Source organism: Pseudoalteromonas sp. Cn5-37 (assembly GCF_021532495.1).
Classification (GTDB): Bacteria; Pseudomonadota; Gammaproteobacteria; order Enterobacterales; family Alteromonadaceae; genus Pseudoalteromonas; species Pseudoalteromonas simplex.
The window spans coordinates 168556-195449 of the sequence record NZ_JAKGBA010000005.1 but is presented as its reverse complement, the minus strand read 5'-3'; the positions used below and the strand labels follow the sequence as shown (position 1 = coordinate 195449).

At 42.5% G+C, this 26894-nt stretch carries 17 protein-coding genes; 9 read left to right on the top strand and 8 right to left on the bottom strand.

Annotated elements, in window-relative coordinates; translation table 11 throughout:
* Positions 1-221: 221 nt before the first annotated feature.
* Positions 222-4226, bottom strand: coding sequence for a rhombosortase-dependent M36 family metallopeptidase (locus L1266_RS09785; RefSeq protein ID WP_235377438.1), 4005 nt, complete (start codon positions 4224-4226; stop codon positions 222-224).
* A 127-nt stretch (positions 4227-4353) separates the two neighbouring features.
* Here L1266_RS09785 and L1266_RS09780 point away from each other — a divergent pair, with 127 nt between their 5' ends.
* The gene (locus L1266_RS09780; RefSeq protein ID WP_235377437.1) at positions 4354-4848 is read left to right on the top strand and encodes a hypothetical protein; all 495 of its coding nucleotides are present in this window, start codon (positions 4354-4356) and stop codon (positions 4846-4848) included.
* Positions 4849-5104: 256 nt separating this feature from the next.
* On the opposite strand, the gene L1266_RS09775 is transcribed toward L1266_RS09780, so the two are convergent.
* Together L1266_RS09775 and L1266_RS09770 are read right to left on the bottom strand one after the other, a co-directional pair.
* Entirely contained in the window at positions 5105-5806 is a 702-nt protein-coding gene (locus L1266_RS09775; protein WP_138600131.1) for a M15 family metallopeptidase, read from the bottom strand.
* 52 nt (positions 5807-5858) lie between these two features.
* Complete coding sequence (locus tag L1266_RS09770) at positions 5859-7484, bottom strand: sensor domain-containing diguanylate cyclase (protein ID WP_235373207.1); 1626 nt, start codon at positions 7482-7484, stop codon at positions 5859-5861.
* 195 nt (positions 7485-7679) lie between these two features.
* Here L1266_RS09770 and L1266_RS09765 point away from each other — a divergent pair, with 195 nt between their 5' ends.
* Positions 7680-8867: an acyltransferase family protein gene (locus L1266_RS09765; RefSeq protein WP_235377436.1), complete on the top strand. Its 1188-nt coding sequence runs from the start codon at positions 7680-7682 to the stop codon at positions 8865-8867.
* Between the two features lie 50 nt (positions 8868-8917).
* Here the strand turns inward: L1266_RS09765 and L1266_RS09760 are convergent, their stop codons facing one another.
* Entirely contained in the window at positions 8918-11791 is a 2874-nt protein-coding gene (locus L1266_RS09760) for an FAD-binding and (Fe-S)-binding domain-containing protein (RefSeq protein WP_235377435.1), read from the bottom strand.
* Between the two features lie 350 nt (positions 11792-12141).
* Between L1266_RS09760 and L1266_RS09755 the strand changes: the two genes are divergently transcribed.
* From L1266_RS09755 to L1266_RS09735, 5 genes are read left to right on the top strand one after another with little or no spacing between them, the layout of a single operon-like run.
* Positions 12142-13950 (top strand): glycoside hydrolase family 3 protein, encoded by a 1809-nt coding sequence (locus L1266_RS09755; RefSeq protein WP_235377434.1) that lies wholly within the window; start codon positions 12142-12144, stop codon positions 13948-13950.
* 46 nt (positions 13951-13996) lie between these two features.
* Complete coding sequence (locus tag L1266_RS09750) at positions 13997-14794, top strand: putative hydro-lyase (protein ID WP_199528848.1); 798 nt, start codon at positions 13997-13999, stop codon at positions 14792-14794.
* 6 nt (positions 14795-14800) lie between these two features.
* A complete protein-coding gene (locus L1266_RS09745) occupies positions 14801-15532 on the top strand; it encodes a 5-oxoprolinase subunit PxpA (RefSeq protein WP_138619034.1) in 732 nt (243 codons plus the stop codon).
* Complete coding sequence (locus L1266_RS09740; protein WP_166338235.1) at positions 15517-16380, top strand: glutamate cyclase domain-containing protein; 864 nt, start codon at positions 15517-15519, stop codon at positions 16378-16380. The genes L1266_RS09745 and L1266_RS09740 overlap by 16 nt, the downstream gene beginning before the upstream one ends.
* Before the next feature lie 2 nt (positions 16381-16382).
* Positions 16383-17240 (top strand): aminotransferase class IV, encoded by an 858-nt coding sequence (locus tag L1266_RS09735; protein WP_235377433.1) that lies wholly within the window; start codon positions 16383-16385, stop codon positions 17238-17240.
* 49 nt (positions 17241-17289) lie between these two features.
* On the opposite strand, the gene L1266_RS09730 is transcribed toward L1266_RS09735, so the two are convergent.
* The 3 genes from L1266_RS09730 to L1266_RS09720 form a co-directional block, all read right to left on the bottom strand.
* Complete coding sequence (locus L1266_RS09730) at positions 17290-18270, bottom strand: WD40 repeat domain-containing protein (protein WP_235377432.1); 981 nt, start codon at positions 18268-18270, stop codon at positions 17290-17292.
* A gap of 197 nt (positions 18271-18467) precedes the next feature.
* Positions 18468-18728, bottom strand: coding sequence for a hypothetical protein (locus L1266_RS09725; protein WP_235377431.1), 261 nt, complete (start codon positions 18726-18728; stop codon positions 18468-18470).
* A gap of 537 nt (positions 18729-19265) precedes the next feature.
* Complete coding sequence (locus L1266_RS09720) at positions 19266-19643, bottom strand: VOC family protein (protein ID WP_054553384.1); 378 nt, start codon at positions 19641-19643, stop codon at positions 19266-19268.
* Positions 19644-19805: 162 nt separating this feature from the next.
* On the opposite strand from L1266_RS09720, the gene L1266_RS09715 reads away from it, so the two are divergent.
* Positions 19806-21827, top strand: coding sequence for a S9 family peptidase (locus L1266_RS09715; RefSeq protein ID WP_235377430.1), 2022 nt, complete (start codon positions 19806-19808; stop codon positions 21825-21827).
* Positions 21828-22618: 791 nt separating this feature from the next.
* On the opposite strand, the gene L1266_RS09710 is transcribed toward L1266_RS09715, so the two are convergent.
* Complete coding sequence (locus tag L1266_RS09710) at positions 22619-24220, bottom strand: isocitrate lyase (protein ID WP_054563156.1); 1602 nt, start codon at positions 24218-24220, stop codon at positions 22619-22621.
* A 230-nt stretch (positions 24221-24450) separates the two neighbouring features.
* Between L1266_RS09710 and L1266_RS09705 the strand changes: the two genes are divergently transcribed.
* On the top strand, positions 24451-26625 hold the full coding sequence (locus L1266_RS09705; RefSeq protein ID WP_222938003.1) for a malate synthase G: 2175 nt from the start codon (positions 24451-24453) through the stop codon (positions 26623-26625).
* Positions 26626-26894: the final 269 nt, after the last annotated feature.

The window sequence follows — 26894 nt, the reverse complement described above, 5'->3', positions numbered from 1 at the left end:
GCAGCGAAACCCAACATTAAGAAACTGTCAGCCTTCAGCTATCAGCGGTCAGACGCGCGAAACAAGTTTCACGCCTACGAAAAGGTGCTAGGTTCTGGGCTCTAGGACGCGATGTAAAGTCGCTGCTAACTTTCCCCTCGCTAACTTTCCCCTCGCTAACTTAAAAACAAAAAAGCCCTTACAGCGAACTGTAAGGGCTTTGTTATCACTATTTAAAAGTCTTATTTACGTTTACGGCGACGGCCGATAAGCGCTAATGGTGCAAGTAGTAGTGTTAAGAAACCAAAGCTACCGCTACTAGATTTCTTCTCTTCATTACTTTCTTCTTGTTCAGCTTCGTTAGTTACGGCAACAGTGAACTGCTCAGATACAGAGTCTGTACCATCGCTCACTGTTACTTCAAATACTAACTCGTCATCACTTGAGATAGCACCAGGCGTGAAGCCTAGAGTCGCAGTATCAGCACCTGTAAGTGTTGCAGTTGTGCCGCTTAGTTGCGTCCATGCATAGCTTAGTGTGTCATCACTGTTACGGTCTGACGCTGTTGCTGTTAATGTGCCTGAAGCTGACTCAGACACTGTCGCATCACCTGCTACCGAAAGTAATGGTAGTGCATTATCACAAGCGAATGTATCACCAGCAATCACATTTGAGAAGATTGGTGTCGTTACATTGCTAACAGTTACGTTATCAATCCACCAGCCAAAGCTACTAACGGCATTATCAGATGAAATACGGAAACGAAGCTTGGCACGGTTACCGTTTAGTTCAGTTCCGAAACGAATTGTTTCGTAGTTACCATACACATCGTTTTCATCAACATTGTTACCTGTGAAGGTATCGCGATCTTGTAGTGCTTGCGCGTCGTTTTCGATTAGAGGGCCATCGTAACCCACATCAAATGTACCGCCCATTTCAGTAACATCAACCCAGTTACCGCCGTTTACGCTGATTTCTACAACACCACCATCCCACTCGTTTTCGATTAGGTAGAAGTGCCAGAATGAAACTTCAAAGTCACCCGCAAAACCGATATCAAACTCTCTTGATTCGATTGCAACATCAGACTGGAAGTCATTGTTATTTAGGTACATGGTTTGCTCGCCAAGACCAAACCCAAAGCTATCAAAAAATGGAACATAACCACCTTTTGCCATGCTTTGCGTGCCAACGGCTAGGTCATCACCTGTCATTACGTTTTCTTTCCAGTCACGTAATGATGCACCTGCAATTTCCATATCGTCAGCAGTTTGTGAACTAACTGGTGCTTTATCTTCAAAGTCCATGTTCACAAGATAAGATACTTTATCGGTTGCTGCTTCAACAATTTCGTCATCAGCAGACAGTTCAGGGAATGACACTTCGATTTCAAGTGTATCAGCAGTGCCTGCATCATTTAGCGTAAACGTGATAGGCGCGCTTGTTTGTGAAGCATACGGGTTTGTATCGTCGAATGTAATTAAACCATCATTTTCGAACGTTACATCGTGACCGCTAACAACTGTTAACTGTGCTTGTGTACCCGTTAGTATTTCACTACCTGTGTTCATGATGCTAACCGTTAATGTGCCTGTTTCACCTTTATCTAGCACGTTATCGTTTGAACAATAACCTAATTCAGCACCGTTGTAGTTTGCATTCATTGCCACATCTTTCAATGTGAAGCTAGCAAGTTTCATTTTGTCTGATTCAACAACACCGGTTAAATCTTCGCTGAAACGCTCTGGTGCTACAGCACCTAAGCCCATACCACGCTTAGCGAATGCACCTAAGATTAGTTTGTAATCTTCTGGGTCTACTGCGTACGCTGCAGCTAAGATAGCATCACGTGCTTCTGTATATAGCGGAGCAACCGGAGTTAGCTTGTAACCAGCAACTAAGTAGTTAGCCATGCGGTTTTGCGCGTCTTCAAAGCCGTGCTCGTTGATAAGTGCTACATAGCTTTCCCAAAGCATAGTTGCCCAAATTTCACCTGCTGCGTGTGGTGAAGCAACACTTGTTGGTGCAATGCCTACATCAGCACCTTCATTTTCAGTAATGTGGCGGAAAGACAGCGGGTTTACTTCCATATTAGTTGAATATGGAACACGACGGATACCGTAGTAGAAATCTTCTACGAAAGTACCGCTACCGTAGGCTTTTTGGAACTTGTCGTTACCTGGAATGTTAATGTCATCAGCTTTAGCAATGAACATAAGTGAGTGGAAATCACCCCAACCTTCGCCCATCGCACGGCCTTGGAAGTTGATAAGACCTGATGAGTTACCCACTAAACGGTTACTGATGTAGTGACCCCATTCGTGAGCAATAATACCGTTATCTAGCGTACCGTCTTTTAACGTTGCTTTGTTGAACATGTTCACAGTAACAGTGTCGCCTGCAGCGATACCATCGTAAAGTGCGTGACCGTCAGCATAGTTCAGACCCATGTTAGGAATGATAACGGCATCATCTTCACCGCCCATCGGCGCTGGTTCATCTGTATCAGGGTTGTTGTTTACAACGATAGCACCAATTGCACCCGCTTCTTGAGCGTGTAGTACTTTTGCTGTGAAGTTACAAGAGCCACGATCAACTAGCGCAATTTTGCCAGCAAGTTCAGCTGCATTTGTTGCTGGTTGACAACCATCTGTTACGCTACCAGAATCGGCATCATCGCCATCAACTAGACGAACAACTTCGCCTGCGATATCAGCAAATTGCATTTGACCAAAGCCTGATACTTTAGAAGACTCTAGAAGACCAATTGATTCGTCAGATGTAACAACCACACCAAAATCCACACCCACTTTCGCATCTTTCGAGTTGTATAAATACATTTGCATGCGTGGGCTTGCACCGTCAGCAGGGGTTGCCATATTAGCGTTATTTAAACCGCTATTATCTTGCGCTTGCGCTTCGATAGGGTCGCCTTCTACACCACCACGGCCGTAGTTTGATACTTGCGCAACATTTGATGTTTCGTCAAAACCATGGTCATAGAAGAAATCGTGTAAGAAGTTGTTCATATAGAACAAGTTAACGATAGCTGCTTTACGGTTGTCGTAGCTGTTTGCTACTTGATCAACTTGATAAGGGTAGTCAAATGTGTAATCTGATGTGGTTTCAGCTGTGAAGTCACCTTCTGTAAAGCCTTGTGGTGCGATAACATCAGCATAAGCAAATACGTTATTACCTGATGTTGTTGTAGCATCATCAGCAAGCCATGGATCCATCGTGCTTAATTTTTTGTAGTAAGACAGGCTTACAAGTGGTGCATCTAGGATTTCAGTTTCATCAATTTGATCTGGGCCATCAGCTGGGATCACGTCACCGTGTGGACCTTCCCACGGGTAACCATCTTCGTCAGCCCATACACGGTAGTTAAAGTCTGCCGCGTGTGCTTTTAAGTCTTTCTTGAAATAAACTTTGCTGTTTTGCGCGCCAATAACGTAGCTGAAGTAATCGCTTTCCAGGCTGTTTTTATCAGCAACTTCGACTTCAACATAGTATGCAGATTGCAGCTCACCCGCTACTTCAAAGAATACTTTCTTAGCACGTGGCTGACCTAATACAACTTTGTCACCACTTTGGTTAGACACAGTATATTTAACATAGTCGCCTTGCTCAGTTGACTTAGTTAACGACACATTGATATCAGCAAGTTCTTTAATTGCACGTTTAATGCTTTGCTCAGCACTTGTGAACTCACCTAGAGGAGCAACTGAACTCGTCACTTTATTTGCGAAATACCCAGAGCCAGCAACTAAATTATGCTCTTTGTCCATAATCAGGTTATATTCACGGTTGAAAACTTCAACGCCGAGTACTTTTTGCTTGTATTTAGCTGTGATTGAGCCAAGTTTTTGCTCAGATAAATCTGTTAATACAGCACTTGAAAAACCTTTTTTCGCAGTGCTAACACCCGTTAAGGCATTTAAATAAAAATCTGCAGCATAGGCATTACGTTGCTCAGGAAGCACCATCGCCATATCAGGTTTAGCTTGACCAACTGCTTTCCATAAGAACGTAGCTTTACCTAACTGCTCATCGAAAATTGATTTGTGACCCGAAACAGTTCTTCGCTCAGCTAATGCACGTTGTTGAGATACTTGGGGGTTGAATTGCACTTGTGAGCTAACGCTTGAAGTATTATAAAAACGAGTTTGTTCGCTTGCCTGTACTTGAGATGATGCCAAAATAGCCGTTACCATAGTAGCAACTGCTGTTACTTTAAATTGTGACATTATTTACGTTCCCTATTGTTATATTTTTATTTTCGGTTAACAATTATAACCAATTCCAATGTACCTAATAGAACAATTAAAAAACAGAATTAATTGTAAAAAAAAGTAACAAAAAAACAGGTGAGGTATGAAAAAAACACCTACAATACAATTCATTATATTGACTTTAGCTCTAATGACTGGCTGTCAAAAAAATGAAATAAGCGAGCAAGATACAGTACAACAACCAACAACCAGTTCACAAAAAGAACAAACTTCAGTTAAAGATGTTAAAAAATCAGTCGAAATCAACAAGCAAAAATTTACGAACGCTTTTAGTAATAATGGCGAAAAAATTACCTTTGATGCACCTACTTTAACCAAGGGCACAGAAGTCTTTAATCACGCAATGCAAGAGCGCGGCATTGCAACGGGTGCAATTTACTTAACGCTAAAAGAAAATAGCTTACCGGTAGAGCTTAGCAGTCAATATGCGCTGAAAAAAATGACCAACAAAAGCTATCGTTACCTTGCAGAAAAAGACACTGATTTATTAAAAGTGCAAAACGCTTTTAAACAAAATGCCAATGTCGATATTGTTGAAATTAAAGTTGATTATTCACCGGTAAAAGAGGTGATGTAGGTTGGGTAGAGCGCAGCGAAACCCAACGTGAAGAAGCTGTCAGCCTGTAGCAGCGGGTTTAGCCCGCGTCATGATGCGCTAGGTTCTAGAAGGAGCTGTCAGACGCGTGAAACAAGTTTCACGCCTACATCAAACCGTAGGCGTCATGCTTGCATGGCGTGTCTAACATTCAACGCCATTTAATCAAGCTAACTCAACATTCAAAAACAACACTTTCGGCTTAAAACTTACAGCTGAAAGCTTTAAGCTGTTTTACCTACTCCACCACAAAATCAAAATAGGTTGCGGGGTATGCTTGCGGTTTGTAAGTAAAATGCCACCATTCCATTGAATAAGGCGCAAAGCCGGCCTCAGTCATCAGGCTTTTTAATTTGTATCGATTGGCTTTTTGCTCTGCACTAATGCGTGGGTCGTCGGTGTTAGAAAGAGTGTCGAACATATCAAATGGTGAGCCCATATCGAGCTCTTCGCCTTTTGCATCAACTAAGGTTAAATCAATCGTTGAACCACGGCTGTGACCCGATTTAGCAGCGATGTAATCACCAAGCAGTTTGTCTTTGCCTAAGTTTGGATAAAACTCAGCTTTAGTGCGGGTATCTTCTAAATCGTTAACCCAACGTACAAAGTGATCAACAGCGCGCTGCGGGCGATAACAATCATATATTTTCAAGCTCAGGCCTTGGGTTTGCGCTGCTACTTGCACTTTTTTAAGGGCTGTAGCAGCACTGTTGTGCAATAAACATTTTGGCGCGTTGTAACCATCAACTGGTTTGCCAACAAAGTTGTGATGGCCAAAATAACGAATATCTAACACAGCATTAGGTAGCAAAGCACCAACATCCACAAATTCGCTACGTTTATCATCGCTTGAGTCTGCATAAACATTGCCAGTTAAAATAACAGCAATACTTAACAAGGAAATGGATTTAGTTAAACGAGTCAAAAAAGTGAATGCCATTTTGGTTTTCCATAAATAACTTAATAACGTTCACTATTGCACATTAAATAACTTATTCCAAGATTGGAGACTCAGAAATAGTTGCGAAATCTTGCCCATAACTTGCATTAACTACAGAACGATTGCGGCCCGTTTTTTTAGCCTGATATAAGGCTTGGTCAGCGAGCTTAAGTACTTCATCAATGTTCAGTTGCTCAATCGGCCAACCAGATATACCAATAGATACATTAATGCAGCCAACAGGGTCAATGTAGCTTTCAGATATCCGCATCCGCAAGCGTTCTGCAAGCTGATACGCCCGTTTGACCTCAACTCTTGGCATGATCACAATAAATTCTTCTCCACCAGTACGAGCAACAACGTCGCTATCACGAGTTACATCTAACAAAATTTTAGCAAGCGACTGCAATACCACATCACCAATATCATGCCCAAATTCGTCGTTTACCCGCTTAAAGTGATCAATATCGATTGCCAAAACTGCAAACGGGCAGCGCTGTGCAATAAAATGACTTAACTGCGCATCAAAGCTTCTACGGTTGTGTAACCCTGTTAGTGAGTCTGTCTGTGCTTCTTGACGTAACAAACCAATTTTACTGTGTAATAAACCAACTCCCTTTAACATTGCTTTTCTAAGCTCATTACTTTCAAAATACCATGAACGAATTAGCATTAACTCGCGTGTTGTGGTTGGCCTATCCAACGTATTTGCGGTTTCAGCAAGTTGCCTCAATGGGCTCGCTATTTTTCTAGCTAATACCCAAATTAATATTAAAGTGATGACACCCACAGGCGCCGTTTTTATGAAGACTTGCCACATTAAATTATCAAGCGGTGCTAATGTGTCTTCAAGGGGTCGTTGTGCAATGACTCCCCAAGGAGCAACGGTTAAAGGAGCAAAGCCAGCCAACATTTCAACCCCTTTGCTATTACTTAATAGTTCAGTTCCGGCTTGCCCTTTCAAAACAGCCTTGATCACAGGGTTTTCAAAAACTTGCTCCCCTATCCTTTTTGTATCAGGGTGATAAAGCAAGCGATGATTCTCATCAACAACATATAAATATGAACCATCGCGATAATAGTGAACTTGTAAAAGCTGGTTTAGAATGCTTGTGCGCTTCAAATATAATGTACCGCCGACATAGCCAATGAATTCACCTTGCTTATCAAATAAAGGCTGAGAAATAAAAATCAGCAAATTTCCCGCCATCGAAATATACGGTTCGCTGATCATCGGGGTTCGATAAGAAAGCGCAGCTTTAGTCCCAAAACTATCAACTTTGCGATTTTTAAGTTTTAAGGATTGCGGTGATACCCCTAAGATATCGCCTTGTTTATTAACAATAATGGTCGAGTTAAAACTGTTAGTTTGTAACCTCAATCGTTCTGCTTCAGCATTTATCAACCCTTGATTATTAAAGTCATTTTCAAGAATTTTACCTACATAAGCCAGTTGCTGCTGCGCCGCCAATAAAAAATTATCGGTGGCCGATACCAGTTTAGCTGCGTAAGCTTTGTGATTTTCAAGCGTTTTATCTATTAGTTGTTGCTTTTGAACTTGATAGCTCGAGTAATAACTGTTTAGAAAGGTGATTAGCGTTGCCGAAAACGCTAATAATAAAATTAAGCGGCGCAGATTTAAACCTGCCTTAAGACCATTAAGCACTGTAATTCTCACATCAAAGCCCAATGTCCATATCGGGTACATCTAATACATTTATACTAGCAATTTATCACTACAGCCTCTATAAAACTTTCGTCATAATTTGATTTAGCTCAATGATAATGCAATAAAATCAAAATTTATATTGACAAATAAACTTGCCCAAAAGGAATAATTTATTACAATAAAGAAAAAATATAGAAATTTTTCATGTTTAAACATAACTCTGCGATCATCAATAAACTCCCTTCACATCGCCTGATGGCGTTAGATGTAATGCGCGGTTTGACTATTACCGCAATGATATTAGTGAATAACCCTGGCAGCTGGGGAGCGATGTATTGGCCTTTGAAACATGCACAGTGGCATGGTTGGACACCTACCGATTTAATTTTTCCGTTTTTTATTTTTATTGTCGGCATGTCTATCACGCTATCAGTAAATAGCTTGCGTGCTAAAGGGGTCAGTGATCAACACATACTAAAAGCAGGGGTTATTCGTACCATTAAACTCATTGCCCTCGGTTGGTTTTTAGCTTTGTTTTATTACAACTTTCGAGACCCTTCCTTTAGCTGGGGTGATGACAAGTTATTGCAGCTGCGCGTGTTAGGCGTGCTGCAACGTATCGGTTTGGTCTATTTAGTAGCTCTGTGTTGTTATCTTTATTTATCACCTAAGAAAATAGCCATAACTTGCATCACTCTTTTATTGTTTTACGGCGCTGCCATGCTTTATATCCCGTATACCTTGCCAAACGGCGAGGTAGTGAGTGGTTTATGGCTACATGGCAATAACTTAAGTGCCTTCATAGACAATACCGTACTTGGTATTCATCACCTGTATTATGCCAATGCTAAGCCACTGCCATTTGACCCTGAAGGACTGTTCTCAACACTGCCTGCCATTGCAAGTGCGCTAAGCGGCATATTGGCTGCGGTTTATTTAACTAAGCAACCCGACCTTAAAAAACAAGCCCGTACACTTATCTTACTGGGCACATTAGCCATTATTGCTGGCTATGCGATTGCACCAATAACACCTATCAATAAAGCCTTATGGACGCCGAGCTATGTGCTACTCAGCTCAGGGCTTGCAGCGATTTTCTATGCACTGTGCAGTGCTATTTTAGATATTTATAAGCTGCGTAGTTGGGGCGCTCCGTTTATTGTATTTGGTGCGAATGCGATATTATTTTTTATGTTTGCGGGCGTGTTTGCACGACTATTAATTATGATCCCGCTCGGCGATAGCAGTTTAAAAGGCAGTATTTATGGCTTAATACAATTAGTGATCAGCAATGATTACCTCGCTTCATTTAGCTTTTCACTGCTGTTTTTAATGGTGTCTTATGGTGTGATGTACGGCTGCTACCGCAAAGGCATTTTTTGGAAAGTGTAAGCTTTAAAAAATAGATGAGCCAGTCAGCAACTGGCTCATCAAATTAGCAATTAAGCCTGTTTTATTGCATGGCTTTGCTTATCGAGTAGATACAAAATTGACTGATAACTAATGCCACTGTGTTCAGTTAAACCAATTTCGCAACTACGGCTATTAGACACACCCCGACTACAGTTTTTTGGCACGTGTTGTTTAAGGGTTTTTAACGCATTGCCATTGAGTTCTGGCAAGTTAAAGCCCTTATCACCTGCAAAACCACAACACTCAATATCAGCTGGAATAATCACCTCATTACTACATGCCTTAGCAAGTGATACTAGGCTTTGCTCTTTACCTAATCGCTTAGAACTACAAGTAACATGGAGCATCACCGGCTCTTGCACGGGGGTTACCTGCAAATTAGGCAGTAAATGTTGGGCTGCAAAATCAGCACTTTCATAAATTGTGAGTGCCGTATTTTGCGCGGTATTAAGAGTAGTAAGTGCACAAGGGCTGGCATCAAAAACAATGGGATATTGGCCATTATTTGAAAGCGCCTCGAGCTCAGTAAGTAACTGCTTACTTTTATTTTTAAACTCTTCATTAAAGCCTTTACTAGCAAATGGCATACCGCAACAAAGTGAATCTACTTGTTGCGGAAGTAGCACTTCATAGCCTGCTTTGGCAGCGAGTGAATAGATAACATCTAGCAGTGGGCGCTTATCATCCGCAAACTTATCGGGGGCAAAAATCCGGCTGGCGCAGCTTGGCATATACACCAACTTTTTCGTTTGTTGGAGCTGCTTGAATTGCTTATTAATTGGTTGCTCAGCTCTTGGCCATGCCGAGTAATAAAGCGGTGTACCAAGCAACTTATTGGCAGGCTTGCTTAGGCTTCTTAGGTTACTGCTGCCGATTGCTTTTTCGAGCACCTGCATCACAGTTAAACCAAACCGTGCACCCTTAGCAACAACCGCAAAATGCTTGCTAGCAAAACGTGATAATGATCGCGCAACTTTGTTCGATGAGGCTTGCTCTGCTCTGAGCGATTTTATAAATTCGCCCGTGTTTATTCCCACCGGGCATTTAAGGCCACAAAGGCCCGTTGCCGCGCATGAATCAATACCTAAGTATTTAAAGTCGGCCTCGATAACACTGAGCTTTTGATTTAACTTCTGCTTGCTTGCTAAATCTTCGGTTGTTAGCAATTGATTGTGTAACTCGGTGCGGTGTCGCCATAAAGTAATACGCTGCCTCGGTGTTAAGCTAAGCCCTTTTGACGGGCAAACAACTTCGCAAAAACCACATTCAATACAGGTATCGATAATATCATCACTTTTTGGCATGACTTTTAAATGCTGAGTGTGGGCATTTTTGTCGTGATTAATAATAACCCCTGGGTTAAGAATATTTTGTTTATCGAATAGTGCTTTAAGCGCAACCATCACCGCGAAGCCATCGTCTCCCCATTCAGTAGCAACAAACGGTGCCATGTTACGCCCAGTGCCATGCTCAGCTTTTAATGACCCTTTTAGTTCAACCGCCACTAAGTTCGCCACATCAGCCATAAATTGCTCGTATCGGCTTACTTGTTCAGGTGTATCAAAAGCTTGGGTGAATACAAAATGCAGATTTCCGGCAAGCGCATGGCCAAAAATAATGGCTTCATCATAACCATATTTAATAAACAATTGATGCAGCGCATTCACGCCCTCAGCTAATTTATCAAGAGCAAAGGCAACATCTTCAATAATTACAGTGGTGCCAGTTTCGCGCACTGCGCCAACCGCAGGAAACGTGCCTTTACGGATATTCCAAAGTGCCGCATTACGGGCGCTGTCTGCTGAAAACTCAATCGCTGCCAGTTGACTTTGCTTAAACTCAGCAAGAAGTTGCTCGGTGACCTTTGTGAACGCATCAAGCGCCTGTGCATTTTCAGCTCTTAACTCAATTAACAGTGCTGCTGATTGTTCAGGGTAGCAGGCCACTTCTTTTGGCATTATGGCATGCTCAGACACCGACATCAGAGCACGTTTATCTAGCAGCTCAACGGCCGCAACATCAAGTTCACTCAGCCTTTGTACCAGCTCACACACCTTACTGATATCGTCAAAAATAAAGAAACCTGTGTGTTTGTACTGATGCTCAACCACGGTGTGGTAAGTGATATCGGCGATAAAAGCTAACGTACCTTCAGAGCCGATAATTAAGTGCTTAATGATTTCGATTGGATCAGAAAAATCCAGCAGCGCATTTAAACCATAACCCGTGGTATTTTTTAAACGGTATTTATGGGCGATGCGCTCACTCAAATCGGGGTTTTGCTTTACGCTCTCAACAAGGCTCATTAGCTCATCAACCCAAGGGCTATGGCTTTGCAAAAAGTCATTACAGCTTTGGCAATCAGCCGTATTAAGCACTGTGCCATCGGCAAAAATGAGGGTCATATCTTTTACTGTGTGGTAGCTGTTTTGCGCCACTCCACAACACATGCCTGATGAATTATTTGCCGCCATCCCTGCTATTTTGCAGCTATTAATTGAGGCGGGATCAGGGCCAATTTTTTTACCAAACGGAGCTAATACTTGATTTACTCGAGCACCAATGATCGCCGGTTGTAACCGTATTGCCTCGGCGTCATCAAGGATTTCAAACTTGCTCCAACTATCGCACAACAAAACCAATACCGAATCGGTAATTGCTTGCCCAGATAAACTCGTTCCGGCGGCGCGAAATGTGATGGGTACGTGTTGCTCGTTGGCAGCAATGATCACTTGTCGTGCTTGATTTTGATTGCTCACTAATACAATTAACTCAGGGATTAATCGATAAAAGCTGGCGTCTGTCCCGTACGCATAACGGCGCGAGTAATCTTCTATTAATGCAGACTCTGGTAAAAAAGGTTTAATTTGCTGTTTAAATGCGTGCAATCGAGTTAAAGCCATCTCGCCCCCAGGCTTGTCATATTTACGCTGATGATTATGGAATATATTATTACTTTAAATTGTACTAAAAAGCGACCCATTAAATTGATAAATTATCAACTCGCCACGCTTTTCATCAGTATAAAGGTTTGGTTATTTAAGCTTATTAGCCCTATTTGGTGATCTAACTTAGCTTTTTGCAGTCGGACTCAAAAACCGTTAGGGTAGCAAAATAATACTGTATTTATATTTAAAAACCCATTAACATCAAGAATAATTTATTCTAAAAACTAAATAAGCGTTTTGCTTTGGAGCTTGCTGTGTTAAATAAGTTTGCACTATCGTCACTGGTTATCGGATTAGGATGTTTCATGCCATTACAATCATCATTTGCTGAGTCTGCATTAACTTTAAAACAACAGTTAGGGCAAAAGCTCATGCTAGACCTACGTTATTACTGCGAGCAAGACCCGGGTGAGCAAAAATGCCGTACACCGGTGACAGAGCTGCCGGCTGATTTAGCAAATATCATCACTAAACATAACATTGGTGGGGTGATTTTATTTGCAGAAAATATCGATTCCGTGCCGCAAGTGATCAAACTTAATAATGACTTACAAAAAGCCGCTACTAAGTCAGAGTTAGGCTTACCGCTATTTATTTCGATAGACCAAGAAGGTGGCCGAGTAGCCCGAATTCCTCGTGATGTTGGTACGTCGTTTACCGGTAACATGTCGATTGGCGCAACCTATAAAGAACATGGTACCCACTTCGCAACTGAATCTGCACGCATAATTGCCGACGAGCTATTGGCACTGGGTGTTAATGTTAACTATGCACCCACGGTTGATGTAAACATGAACCCAGATAACCCAGTTATTAACGTGCGCTCTTACGGTGAAGATCCGCAATTGGTTGCAAAACTAGGTGGTGCCCAAGTAGCTGGGTTTGAAAACAACGGCGTTATTTCATCGTTAAAGCACTTTCCGGGGCATGGCGATACCAATGTAGATAGCCACACAGGTCTGCCAAAAGTAATGCATGATAAAGAAACCATTTGGCAGCAAGACTTACCCCCTTTTAAAGAAATTATTAAAAACCAACAACCGGGTATGATCATGACTGCACATATCCAATACCCCGCCCTCGACGACAGCACGTTTGTCAGTAAAGAAGGCAAAACCATGATCAAACCTGCAACGATGTCGCGCAAAATCATCACCGACTTATTACGTGACGAACTTGGTTATCAAGGTGTGGTGATCACAGATGCTCTTGATATGGCGGGGGTCAGCCACTTTTTTGAACCAATTGAAGCGGTCGTAAATACCTTTGCAGCGGGTGTTGATATTGCCCTGATGCCAATCGAAATCAGAAGCCCTAAAGACTTAGCTGTGCTTGAAGCCCTGATTGAGCGATTAGAACAAGAAGTACAACGCGGCACGTTAAATGCCAACGAAATGAGTGCTTCTGCTACACGCATTTTAAAACTTAAAGAAAAGTTTAAGCTCACTTCGTTGCTTGATGACAAAGCAGCCATCAAAAAAGCGCAGCTTTTACTCGGTGATCAAAGCCATAGAAAAGTAGAAGCCGAATTAGCATTAGCTGCTATCACTGAAGTGAAAAACGAGAAAAACACCTTACCGCTTAGCATTAAATCGGGCAGCAAAGTGCATATTATTATGCCAGATACCCGTAAATGCTATGCTCTGCAGCAGGCGTTAATTGACAACACCGATAAGTTAATCAGCTTTAGCTGCACAAGTTTGCAAGGTTATGAGCCGCTTGCAACATTAAAAGAAATTAACGAAGCGGATATAATCATTGCCGCCAATGCGTCACCAAAACAAAGTGCTGTTGAAGTCGGCGGGATGGATGACTTAGCTGACAACCCGGAGTTTGCAATTGCTAAAGCCGACCAATCTGCGGCATTAGAGTCATTGCTAAAACAAGCAAAATTAGCCCATAAGAAGACTATATTTGTAAGCTTACGTGCCCCTTACGATATTGCCCAATTCGGGAAATTTAGCGATGCTGTACTTGCTACTTATGCTTACAATATTGATGTAGATACTGATGAGAAAATTGCAGGGCCAGCTTTCACAGCACTGGCAAAAGTATTACTAGGAAAAGCTCCTGCAAAAGGACAGCTACCCGTTACTATTAATGATCTGAACTGAGTGTTATTGTAAAACTATCAGTTAAGCATTTGGTAAGGATCGGTATATGCAAAAAAATGCATCATTAACCACTCCCGCAGCTATACGAAAAATGGTTCGCGCAGGAGATTACAGTGGTAATACATCGGGCTTTGCACCGGGCTTTGTGCAGGCTAATTTAGTCATTTTACCCAAACAGTACGCGTTTGATTTTTTGCAGTTTAGTCAAGCAAACCCAAAATCGTGCCCAATTATTGCCTCTAGTCGCTTACCGGGCGTTGCCGATATGCCAAGTGTTGGTGAAGACATTGATATTCGTAGCGATTTACCTCGTTACCGCGTCTTCAAACATGGCCAAATGGTTGAAGAAGTAACCGATATTACCCGTCACTGGCGCGACGATTTAGTCACCTTTTTAATTGGTTGCTCGTTCTCATTTGAAGAAGCGCTGATTGCCGCAGGTCTTGAAATCAGAAACATCAGCGAGCAAAAGAATGTGCCTATGTATGTGACTAATATGGCGTGTCAGAGTGCGGGAATTTTTCACGCCAATATGGTTGTGAGTATGCGCCCGATGAAACCTGCCGATGCCATTCGCGCTATCCAAATTTGCAGCCGCTTTCCAAATGTACATGGTGCGCCAGTGCATTTTGGCGACCCTGCTGCAATTGGCATTAAAGATATTAACAAACCTGAGTTTGGCGATGCGGTGACCATTAAAGAAGGCGAAGTGCCCGTATTTTGGGCCTGTGGTGTTACTCCACAAGTCGCGATTGCCAACGCGGCTCCTGATTTTTGTATCACGCATAGTCCAGGACACATGCTGATCACTGATATTCCAAATAGTAAAATGGCAGCGTTATAAATGACGATGAAATTAAACTGCGACCTTGGTGAAAGCTATGGCATGTGGAAAATGGGCTTAGATGAGCAAGTTATGCCACATATTGATATGGCAAATATTGCTTGTGGCTTTCATGCTGGCGATGCCGATGTGATGGCAAACACCCTAGCCCTAGCCAAGCAGCACAAAGTAATGGTTGGCGCGCACCCAAGTTACCCAGATAAGCAAGGTTTTGGTCGCCGCTCAATGGTTATGAGCGAAAAAGAGCTGACCAATTGCCTGCATTATCAAATTGCTGCAATTGACGGTATGGCTGCAGTGCATGGTTTAACGCTCGAATACGTTAAGCCACATGGCGCACTGTATAACGACATGATGAGTGACGAGCAAACGCTGAATATTGTCATGCGCGCAGTGGCAAGTTATGCAAAACCATTAAAATTAATGATTTTAGCTACCAACCAAGCTGCCAAACACAAAGTACAAGCCAACGATCTGCAACTAGAACTCATTTTAGAAGCCTTTGCCGACCGTCAATACACAGACGAAGGTAAACTTGTTGCACGTTCTTTAGCGGGCAGCGTACACGACAAAGCGGCGCTAATGGCACAGGTAAAACAGTTAGTTGCACATGGCACAGTTACAACGCGAAGTGGTCAGCAGCTGGCACTTAATGCCGATAGCCTGTGTGTACATGGCGATAATGAAGCGGGTATTGCACTCATTCAAGAGATCAAAGCACTATGTCAGCAAGCCTAAGCGACGCTGCGCTCAGCCAACACATAGAAACCATGATGGTTGAACAAAACCCACGTGGTATGCAGCATTTATACGCAAAACAACTAACGGGTACGTATTTACGCGCAGCAAAATACCTTTATAAAGTACAAGGTACTGTGTTGATAGGTACGGGCTTTGCGGTCAACAATACCTTCGAGACTGATGGTCCGGTTGGTGCAATTGCACTTTACAAGGTACTCGAAAAGCTTGGTAAACAGCCTATTTTGGTTACTGGCAACCCCCTTTACAGTGCCCTGAAAAATGACTTTAACTGTTTTGAGCTACCTATAAATAGCATTGATAATGCACACACTTTTAGCATTAAAGCCCTTGCGCAGCTAAAACCTGAGTGTGTTTTATCAATAGAACGCCCGGGGCTTAACGAGCATCAGCGTTATTATAATATGCGCGGTATTGATATTTCGGAGCATTGCGGCTGCTTTGATTTTTTTGTGACAGAAGCACCTTGCCCCACCATAGCGATTGGTGATGGCGGTAACGAAATAGGCATGGGTAACCTTGCACAGCATATGCAAGCGCTAAACATCACTCCTTGTTTAACAACCTGTGATGAGCTGTTACTCGCCGATGTATCTAACTGGGCAGCATACGGACTCATTGCCTTTTTAAGTCGCTGGCATAACACTGATTTGTTGGCTGATATTGAGCCACTCAACATTTTACATTACCTAAGTGAGCGCGGTAGTGTCGATGGCGTCACCCATAAAAATGAGCTCACCGAAGACGGCCTGCATGCAATGCATGGTCAACAATTAATAACTCGGCTTCGCCAACTTGGCGGCTTTACGACAGAGAATGAGGTTTAACAATGGGCACGGTATACCTAAACGGTGAATACCTTGGCGCTGATGAAGCAAAGATTTCACCCATGGATCGCGGCTTCTTATTTGGCGATGGCATCTATGAAGTGATCCCATCATACCAAGGCAAAATGCTTGGCTTTGGCGCACATATTGAGCGTATGAATAACGGTTTAAACGAACTTGAAATTAAGCTCGATTACAGTGCCGATACGTGGCGTAAAATCTGTAATGATTTATGCGAGAAAAACCTAGGTGATAATCTAGGGATTTATTTACACGTGAGCCGTGGCGCTGATACTAAACGTGCCCACGGTTACCCAACTAATATTACCCCGACCGTATTCGCGTTTGCTTTTGAAATTCCGGCAGAGCCAAAAGGCGATATCGACAATGCAACAACTTACACCGTATCACTTGAGCAAGACCGTCGCTGGCAACGTTGCCATATTAAATCAACGGCACTGCTTGGCAACGTGATACATTACCAGCACGGTGCAGCAGCGGGCAACAAAGAAACCATTCTTTTTAACCGCTTAGAAGAAATAACCGAAGCTAGTTCAAGTAACGTGTTTATTGTTAAAGATGGTGTGATCAGTACGCCACCACTTGATAACCAAATTTTACCGGGGATCACCCGCTGGTTAATCCTCAATATTCTTCACAGTTACAGTGACTTTAACGTGCAAGAGCGCATTATTAGTAAAGACGAGTTACTTGATGCCGACGAAGTATGGATCACCAGCGCCACTAAAGAAGTTGGCCCAGTTGTAAAAGTAAATGGCAAGTTAGTTGGCGATGGTAAGCCTGGTGCAGTTTGGCAACAAGTGCAAAGCTTGTTTACCAAGCATAAGTTTGATTACTAATTTAATCGCACTCAAAAACAAACGCCTACTGCAAGTAGGCGTTTTTGTTTTAGCTTTTATTTGCTTTATAAGGCCAAGCTTGCAAGAGGCCGTCACTGGTTTCTGAATATAGTTGCTTACCATCGTAAGCCACACTCAGAACCGACGTTCGCTGGCGCTGTTGTTTAGCTTCGTATTCAGCGATTAGTTCACCATCTGCAACGCGATATAAACGCATCTTCATTTTTGGCGAGCCCGTTAATAGCCATTTATCTTGATTAATAAATTGCGATGCGGTGAATTCAATAAAGTTAGAGTATGAGGCCACTTCTGATAGTTCTTTTTTCTTGGCTAAATCAAAGAATACACGATCATCAACCGAGTCAATTGCAAAGCCCAAGCTTGCTGTTTTATTTAAAGTAACGTGATTCACTCTGGTCGCTAAACGCTCTTCAAAACGAGTGCTGCCATCGCTCGTTGACCAAAGCTTTACGTACTTGTCGCTCGAGCCGGTAAACGCCCACTGACCATCAGCCGATAACGCCACGCTATTAATATCTAAGCGATGAATATCAAAACGCTTAGTATCACCTGTGCGAGTATTTATTACCTCAGCCTTGCCGCTACGATAAGCGATAACCAACGTATCGCCTACGGCTGAAATAGCGATGTCTCTTGCGATTTCTTGCCCGGTGAGCCAAGTACCAATACTACGCCCAGTGCGAGTATCGTATAAAGTCACCGATAATCGATTTGAAATGAAAAAACGAGATTTGTTAGCGCTAAAGCCCACAAGCTCAACATGTTCAGCGCCCTGCCCTGTTATACAATCGTATAGACGCGCTTTTATCTGATTATCCCAAACGCACACCTCAGATTGGGTTGCCACTAACGCGTGACTGGCATCCTCACTAAGCGCCGTGGCATTTAGTAACTCATTGCCATGGGCAAATTCACTACTTGCAGGTGCAGTAAACACCTCACCTCCACCACAGCCCACAAGGCTCAGTGCAAATACACAAGCAAGAGGTTTAAAAAGTTTCGACGTCATGATTATTCTCAATTTTATAATTATTTTTGTATTGGCGCAGTGTAATGAAAATAAGCGGAAGTTGGTAGGGGAACTAGCTGTCAGCTTTCAGCCGTCAGCCATCAGTTTTTGTAGGCGTGAAATTTATTTCGCGCGAAGCGCTGGCAGCTGTGCGATGCAGCGGCGCGCCATGCGAGCATGGCGCTTACTCAAAACGATTATTGGTCTGTTCTGCTCACGATTTCGTAGCCTTCAGCTTCATAATAATTGATGCATTTTTGAAATTTATTTTGAAGTTTTATTTCATCAAAAAAGCCTAGTGAGTATGCATCACACTTTACTTTCATATGTTCACTGTTTTCCAAAACCGCATTTAGTTTGAGCTCAGCAAAACCAAATTTATAGGCTAATTCTGTGAACTGTGAATACAGAACCAAAAGCAGTACAGCGAGAAGGGTAAGCGTTAGTGTATTTTTCATTTTTATTTCCTTTAAAAGTGTTGGTAAAAAGTCTGGAGCAATTATCGAACCAACAATATAACCTCATATAAATCAATACAATGAAGTATTTACGCAAAAGCATAGTTGATATTTCCACCAATAAATAGTGAAAAAGACAACTATTTCCCCCAAATAAATACAACTTTGGAGTGATGAGTGTTTTTTAGGTGCGAGGGACGAGATGCGAAGTACGAGATTCGAGGTGCGAAGTACGAGATTCGAGGTGCGAGATGCGAGGTAGGAGGTGCTTTAGCGCCGAACAACAACTTCCTAATCACAGCTTAAGATTACCCTGCAATTTTCTTGTAGGCGTGAAATTTATTTCGCGCGAAGAGCCGGTAGGTATGCGATGTTACTGGCGTTCCATGTAAGCATAGCGCCAAAGTAAAGTTGAGAGTTACGCGGCATAAAGCTACCTAAGCTAGGCCCTGTTTCCTAGAGCCTAGCGCCTGTTAACTTTCAATCTGATAGCTGACGGCTGAAAGCTTACAGCTCACTTTCCCTCGCTCACTCCCCTCACCCATGCGTAAAACAAAACACATTAAGTTTGTTACCGTCTAAGTCTCTAAAGTATCCCGCATAAAAGCCGGGCATTTCACGTGGACCGGGGGCGCCTTCGTCTGTGCCACCTAGTTCTATGGCTTTTTTATAAAAGGCATCTACTTGGGCTGGGGTTTCGACTGCCAGAGCAATCATAGTGCCGTTACCTACAGTGGCTTTTTCATCGTTATAAGGTTTGGTAATAGCAAAACCGGGCTTATCTTGACCAGTGCTCCATGCGACAAAGCGGTCAGTTTCTAAAAAGCGCTCGGCGTTTAAAGTGGCGAACAATTCATCGTAATACTTTACTGCTTTAGCTAGGTTGTTAGTGCCTAACATGGTGTAACCTATCATTGTGTGCTCCTTACGTTTAAAAGTGTCTGTACTCAACATAAAAGGGAAATGACCATCTGTCTATTGATTTCTCCATTCATCGCAATGGACTATATTTCTGATGGTTGTTACTTTATAACAGGTTAACACGCCCTAATTTCTGCTCACTAACAAGGAAATAAAATGAAGTTTAAAACGTCTTTAGCACTGCTTGCAGCAGCCAGCTTTTACAGCCATGCAGGAGCTAGCAATACCTTTCAACTTGAAAATGTTTTTGATCTTGAATACGCCAACCAAATAGAAATGACAAAAAATGGCGATACAATTTACTTTGTGCGTAATCGCATGGATATCAAAAGCGACCGTAAAGTCAGTAATATTTGGTCAGTAAACCCAGATGGTAAAACCATGCTACCGCTAACATCTGGCGTGCATATGGATTACTCTCCGGTGTTGTCACCAGATGAAACTCGTTTAGCGTTTATTTCTACCCGAGATGGTAGCAGCCAAATCTATGTAAAATGGTTAAAAACCGGTAACGTAGCAAAAATTAGTAACCTAACGCAAAGCCCTGGCGGATTAACTTGGACGCCAGATGGTAAACAATTAGTGTTTAGTCAGTTTGTGCCAGCAAAATCAGCAAGCCCAGTGTCTTTACCGGGCAAGCCAGAAGGCGCTAAGTGGGCTGAGCCAGCTAAATATATTGACGATACCTATTACCGTGCCGATGGCGGTGGCTACTCTGAAAAAGGTTATCGTCACTTTTTTATCATCAGTGCAACGGGCGGCAATGCACGTCAATTGAGTTCTGGTGATTTTGATCATGGTGGTGCTATTAGCTTTAACGAACAAGGCGATGCGTTTTATTTTTCGGCTAATCGCTATGAAGACAATGAATTACACCCAACTGAATCTGAAATATATAAACTTAGCTTAGCGGATCGTTCAATTACCCAAATAACAGACCGTAAAGGCCCCGATTCACGCCCTAAAGTCTCGCCAAATGGTCGTTATCTAGCATACACAGGTTACGACGACAAAAAAACTAACTATGAAAATAACGACATTTATTTACTTGATTTAAAATCAGGTAAAACCTCGGTACTCACTGCTGATTTAGACCGTAGTGTCGAAGATATTAAATGGGATGATAGCGGCAGAGGTCTTTATTTTAGCTACGATAGTGAAGGTAAAACACACCTAGCTTATCAGCCGCGTAGTGGTAAACATAAGGTGATTACCTCACAGATTGGTAGTGTCGCCTTTGGTCGCCCATATTCAGGTGGTGACTTTGATGTGAGCGAAGATGGTGAAGTTGCATTCACACTTGCAGATACCCAGCGTCCAGCTGATGTAGCATTAATTAAGCGTGGTAAAACGGCACGTTTAACACAATTAAACGAAGATGCGCTGGGCGACAAAGAGCTAGCTAAGGTTGAAGAAATTTGGGTTAAATCAAACCACGATGGCTTGGCTATTCAAGGTTGGATTGCTTACCCGCCGGGCTTTGATAAAAACAAAAAGTATCCACTTGTTTTAGAAATCCACGGCGGTCCTGTTGCAAACTACGGCCCTCACTTTAGCCCTGAAGTTCAATTATACGCAGCCAAAGGTAATGTTGTGCTATATATGAACCCGCGCGGCAGTGACTCATACGGTAAAGAGTTTGCGCAAACAATTCATCATAACTACCCAAGTAATGACTTTGATGACTTAATGACAGGTGTTGATGCTGTCATAAATAAAGGCTTTATTGATGAGAGTAAGTTGTTTGTCACCGGCGGTTCAGGTGGCGGTGTTTTAACTGCATGGATTGTAGGTCATACAGACCGCTTTGCAGCCGCTGTTGTTGCTAAACCTGTAATCAATTGGATCAGCTTTGTACTAACTGCTGACTTCTACCCTTTCTTTGCTGACTATTGGTTCCCAGGTAAACCATGGGACAATATTGAGCATTATATGAAGCGCTCTCCAATTAGCTATGTGGGCAATGTAAAAACACCCACTATGCTGTTAACTGGTGAATCAGACTATCGCACGCCGATTTCTGAAACCGAGCAATTTTACCAAGCGTTAAAGCTACAAGGTGTTGATACAGCGATGGTGCGTATTCCTAATGCCTCACATGGTATTACCGCGCGCCCATCAAACCTGATGACCAAAGTCGCCTATATTCAATGGTGGTTTGATAAACATAGTAAGTAGTTGCGGGTTGCGAGCAATAGTTTAGGTGCGGCTTTATGCCGCGCCATATATAAACCATAACGCGGGATAAACCCGCTGCTTTTTTCTAACTTTTGAATTTCAATCTGATAGCTGACGGCTGAAAGCTGACAGCTCTCTTTTCTGTAAACCCCCTTTACAGTCAAAATATGAGTAACTCCTTACATACATTTCTCAAATATCGGACATTAATCCAAAAGCAGTTAGTAAAAAATCGGTTTATAGCCAAAATCAGTAACTTGAGTTAGTAAAAAATCGGTTTGTGCCGCTAGAAACCTAGCTTCAGTTAGTAAAATTTTGGTTTGTAAGGGTGTTGAGTTGGTAAAAAATCGGTTTATGGCTTGAGTGAGTTAATAAAAAATCGGTTTGTAAATCGCTAGATTCTACAAAACAACATTAAATTACCATTTATATGAGCCAATTTTAACCATTCTATAGGCTGTAATAAGGCAATAGGCCCTAAATTAAGGCTTATACGGCGGAGGTAGTTAAATACTGATCTAAAATTCTAACGCTGGTAAATGCGTGATCTGTATTTTTATAAAGCTAGTAAATGGCTGATCCAAGACTTGGTTAAAGAGTGATCCGAACTACGAGATACGAGGTGCGAGGTGCGAGGTTCGAGATGCGAGATACGGGTTGCGAGATGCGAGGTGAGAAATGCGAGTCTGATGGCTGACGGCTGAAAGCTGACGGCTAAAATGTGAAAAAGGGCCCGAAGGCCCCTAACAACATTATTGAATAGCTATAAAAGAAACTACATTACAACTTGGTTAGAACTGGTTCATGGTATTTGCTTCACCACCGGCTTTAAGCGCATTTTCACCAGAGAAGTACTCTTTATGAGTATCACCAATGTTAGAACCTGCTAGGTCTTGGTGTTTCACTGATGCTTGTTCACGGCGGATTTCTTGACGTTGTACGTCGCGAACATACGCCAGCATTCCTAGGTCGCCGAAATAGCCTTCTGATAGAATATCAGTGCTTAGCGCCGCTGTATGGTAAGTTGGTAGCGTGATTAGGTGGTGGAAGATACCCGCTTCACGTGCACCATCTTTTTGGAAGTTTTGCACAAGTACGTCTGCTGCCGCTGCAAGCTCTGTGTCATCCATTTCTGGCGCCATTAATGCCTTATTGTCATCGATGCTTGGGTAAGCTGATAAGTCTTTACCTTGTTCTTGCCATTCAGCATAAACTTGCTCACGGAATTTAAGTGTCCAGTTGAACGATGGTGAGTTGTTGTATACCAGCTTAGCATTGGGTACTTGCTCTTTAACGCGGTTAACAAGCTCAGCGATTTGTTTAACGTTTGGCTTTTCTGTTTCAATCCACAGTAAGTCTGCGCCTGATTGTAAGCTAGTTACACAATCAAGAACTACGCGGTCTTTCTCTGTACCTTCACGGAACTGGTATAAACCATTATCTAAACGTGTTGGTTTGCAAAGCTGACCATTCAGCTTCATTGCTGTGTCGCCTTCATTTAAGTCATCCACACTGTTTACAGGTGTTGTTTCAAGGAACGACGTGTATTGGCTAGCAAGGTCGCCAGGTGTTTTAGATACAGGCACTTTTTGAGTAAGACTTGCACCTAATGAGTCTGTGCGAGCAACAATAATACCGTTATCAATGCCAAGCTCTAAGAATGCGTAACGAACTGCGTTAATTTTTGCTAAGAAATCTTCATGCGGTACAGTTACTTTACCAGCTTGGTGACCACATTGTTTTGCGTCAGATACTTGGTTCTCGATTTGGATAGCACATGCACCCGCTTCAATCATCTTTTTAGCAAGTAGGTAAGTTGCTTCTTCGTTACCGAAACCCGCATCGATATCAGCAATAATTGGCACAACATGGCTTTCGAAGTTATCGATTTTATTTAGTACTGCTTGAACGTCACCGCCGTTTGCTTTCGCTTCGTCTAGGTCTTTGTAAAGGTGGTCAAGTTCACGTGCATCAGCTTGCTTTAAGAAAGTGTAGATTTCTTCGATTAGCGCTGGAACAGATGTTTTTTCATGCATACTTTGGTCAGGTAATGGACCAAACTCAGAGCGAAGTGCCGCTACCATCCAGCCACTTAGGTATACATAGCTGCGTTTAGTTGTTTTGTTATGACGTTTAATTGCCATCATCATTTGCTGTGCAGTAAAACCATGCCAACAACCTAATGATTGTGTGTATTGGCTGTGGTCAGCATCATAAGCTGCCATGTCTGCACGCATAATGTCTGCAGTGTATTGAGCAATGTCTAGACCCGTACGAAAACGGTTTTGTAAGCGCATACGGCTAGCGTATTCTGGGTTGATTGACTGCCACGTTTTGCCTTGTGTTTGACATAAGGTAGCTAAGTTATCGGTTTCGCGTTGATATGTTGTCATAATAAAAATCCTTCGAACGGGTTATCTATTTTTTGTTAGTGAGAGTGGCTACTTGGCGTTTGCTTCGTAGCGCTTAATTCAACATTAGGCGGATTTTTGGGATTTAGTAAATTTATAGTTGTTATTGCCACTATATTTTTAGTGAATGACAAATAACCTGCTTATTAGCCTTTTTTACGATATGGTTGAGCCATGAATGATCAATTTAAGCTCGTTTAAAGGACATTATTATGACCACTCTCTCACTTAACGGTTTAAGCGTTGCTCAACAACTTGCACAGTTTGTTGAACAGCAACTTTTACCAGGAACAGGCATTAGCACAGACACTTTTTGGCAAGGTTTTGCTGATATCGTCAACGAACTAACACCTATCAATCGTGCGCTTTTAGAAAAACGCGAACAACTACAAGCAAAGATTGATGACTACCATAAACAGCAGCCGGTATGGGATGCGGCTAACTATCAAGCATTCCTTGAAGACATAGGCTACCTCGTTCCTGAGCCAGCTAGCTTCAGCATAGAAACAGAGCAAGTAGAGCCTGAAATCGCAAGCACTGCAGGGCCGCAGCTTGTTGTGCCAGTGAGTAATGCACGCTTTGCCTTAAACGCCGCAAATGCGCGCTGGGGCTCACTGTATGATGCGCTATACGGCACAGATGTATTAAGTGAAGACGACGGCGCTGAGAAAGGCTCTACATACAACCCTGTGCGTGGCTTTAAAGTCATGGCTTATGCTCGCCAGTTTCTGGATAAAGCACTGCCTTTAGCAAACGGCTCACACATCGAAAGCACCAGCTATGCAGTGGTTAATAATGAGCTTTTAATCACATTACGTGATAGTAGTCAGGTTCGCCTAGCAAACCCTGAACAACTTATTGGTTACCAAGGTGAAGCGCAAAATCCAAGCGCTATCTTATTGAAAAATAATGGCTTACATATTGAGCTACAAATAGACCATCATCACCCAATAGGCCAAGCAGATAAAGCAGGCCTTAAAGATGTACTACTAGAAGCAGCCCTTACAACGATTATGGACTGTGAAGATTCCGTTGCTGCCGTTGATGCCGAAGACAAAGTAAACGTCTATCAAAACTGGCTTGGTTTAATGCAAGGAAACCTAGTAGAAGCATTTAACAAAGAAGGTAAAACCATTGAACGCCGTTTAGCAGAAGATCGCCAATATCAAGGTGTCAATGGCGAAACAATCACGCTAAAAGGCCGCAGCATGATGTTTGTGCGTAATGTTGGCCACTTAATGACTAATCCAGCTATCCAAGATAGTGAAGGCAATGACGTGTTTGAAGGCATTATGGATGCCATTATCACTAGCACCGCTGCACTTCATGACTTAAAAGGTACAGGTAGCCTTAAAAATTCAACGGCTAATAGTATTAATATTGTTAAGCCAAAAATGCATGGTCCAGAAGAAGTTGCCTTCACTAATACCCTGTTTACCCGCGTTGAGCAGCTGTTAGGCTTGCCTACAAACACCATTAAAATGGGTATTATGGATGAAGAGCGTCGTACTTCAGCTAACTTAAAAGCCTGTATTTTCGAAGCTAAAAAGCGTGTTGTATTCATCAATACCGGCTTCTTAGACCGCACTGGTGACGAAATTCATACTTCAATGCAAGCAGGTGTAGTACTGCCAAAAGGCGCTATTAAGCTTGAACCTTGGATCAGCGCATACGAAGATCGCAACGTAGATATTGGTCTTGCAACTGGCCTTAGTGGTAAAGCACAGATTGGTAAGGGTATGTGGCCAATGCCAGATAAAATGGCGTTAATGATGGAACAAAAAAGTGGTCACCCGAAAAGTGGTGCAAATACCGCGTGGGTGCCCTCTCCTACTGCTGCAACACTGCATGCCATGCATTATCATGATATTGATGTATTTGCCTGCCAAAAAGCACTTATGGACCGCAAAGAAGCAAGCCTTACCAGCTTACTCACTCCGCCGCTTATGAAAGATGCCAGCAGCTTAAGCAAAGAAGATATTCAAGCCGAACTTGATAACAACGCTCAGGGTATTTTAGGTTATGTTGTGCGTTGGATTGACCAAGGTATTGGTTGCTCAAAAGTACCAGACATCAACCATGTCGGTTTAATGGAAGACCGTGCCACACTGCGTATTTCAAGCCAGCACATGGCCAACTGGCTGTATCATGGCGTTTGTTCTGAAGAGCAAATTAGAAAAACCATGGCACGTATGGCGAAAGTTGTTGATGGTCAAAATGAAGGTGATCCGGCCTACAATAATATGGCTGATTCAGCCGAAACTTTAGCACAAAGTGTTGCTTATCAAGCTGCATTAGCCCTTGTATTAGAGGGAATTAAACAACCTAGTGGCTATACTGAACCATTATTGCATGCGTTCCGTATAAAGTATAAGTCGTTAAATTAGCCACTACACAACTCCCCTTCGAGTTTCATGTGTCGTTCATAGCAGCCCTAGGGCTGCTTTTTTTTGCTAATATCAACTGATACCAATCCGCAATAATACTTAATTATTTTGAGGGATTAAACCTGTCGCTACCTGCGTTAAAAATTTCTGATTTAGAACAACTAAATAACGAAACTTTTGCCTTGTTATCAACGAGGTTTTATTGCCTCAAAATAGACCACTAAATTAAGCGTATTGGTATAAACTCATAACGACAGTGAATAGCCACC

Bases quoted from the DNA above. Each gene is read 5' to 3' on its own strand.
- L1266_RS09710 (WP_054563156.1), bottom strand. From the start codon at position 24,220: ATGACAACATATCAACGCGAAACCGATAACTTAGCTACCTTATGTCAA.
- L1266_RS09705 (WP_222938003.1), top strand. From the start codon at position 24,451: ATGACCACTCTCTCACTTAACGGTTTAAGCGTTGCTCAACAACTTGCA.
- L1266_RS09730 (WP_235377432.1), bottom strand. From the start codon at position 18,270: ATGACGTCGAAACTTTTTAAACCTCTTGCTTGTGTATTTGCACTGAGC.
- L1266_RS09735 (WP_235377433.1), top strand. From the start codon at position 16,383: ATGGGCACGGTATACCTAAACGGTGAATACCTTGGCGCTGATGAAGCA.
- L1266_RS09760 (WP_235377435.1), bottom strand. From the start codon at position 11,791: ATGGCTTTAACTCGATTGCACGCATTTAAACAGCAAATTAAACCTTTT.
- L1266_RS09785 (WP_235377438.1), bottom strand. From the start codon at position 4,226: ATGTCACAATTTAAAGTAACAGCAGTTGCTACTATGGTAACGGCTATT.
- L1266_RS09745 (WP_138619034.1), top strand. From the start codon at position 14,801: ATGAAATTAAACTGCGACCTTGGTGAAAGCTATGGCATGTGGAAAATG.
- L1266_RS09765 (WP_235377436.1), top strand. From the start codon at position 7,680: ATGTTTAAACATAACTCTGCGATCATCAATAAACTCCCTTCACATCGC.
- L1266_RS09715 (WP_235377430.1), top strand. From the start codon at position 19,806: ATGAAGTTTAAAACGTCTTTAGCACTGCTTGCAGCAGCCAGCTTTTAC.
- L1266_RS09775 (WP_138600131.1), bottom strand. From the start codon at position 5,806: ATGGCATTCACTTTTTTGACTCGTTTAACTAAATCCATTTCCTTGTTA.
- L1266_RS09720 (WP_054553384.1), bottom strand. From the start codon at position 19,643: ATGATAGGTTACACCATGTTAGGCACTAACAACCTAGCTAAAGCAGTA.
- L1266_RS09780 (WP_235377437.1), top strand. From the start codon at position 4,354: ATGAAAAAAACACCTACAATACAATTCATTATATTGACTTTAGCTCTA.
- L1266_RS09750 (WP_199528848.1), top strand. From the start codon at position 13,997: ATGCAAAAAAATGCATCATTAACCACTCCCGCAGCTATACGAAAAATG.
- L1266_RS09755 (WP_235377434.1), top strand. From the start codon at position 12,142: ATGCCATTACAATCATCATTTGCTGAGTCTGCATTAACTTTAAAACAA.
- L1266_RS09725 (WP_235377431.1), bottom strand. From the start codon at position 18,728: ATGAAAAATACACTAACGCTTACCCTTCTCGCTGTACTGCTTTTGGTT.
- L1266_RS09740 (WP_166338235.1), top strand. From the start codon at position 15,517: ATGTCAGCAAGCCTAAGCGACGCTGCGCTCAGCCAACACATAGAAACC.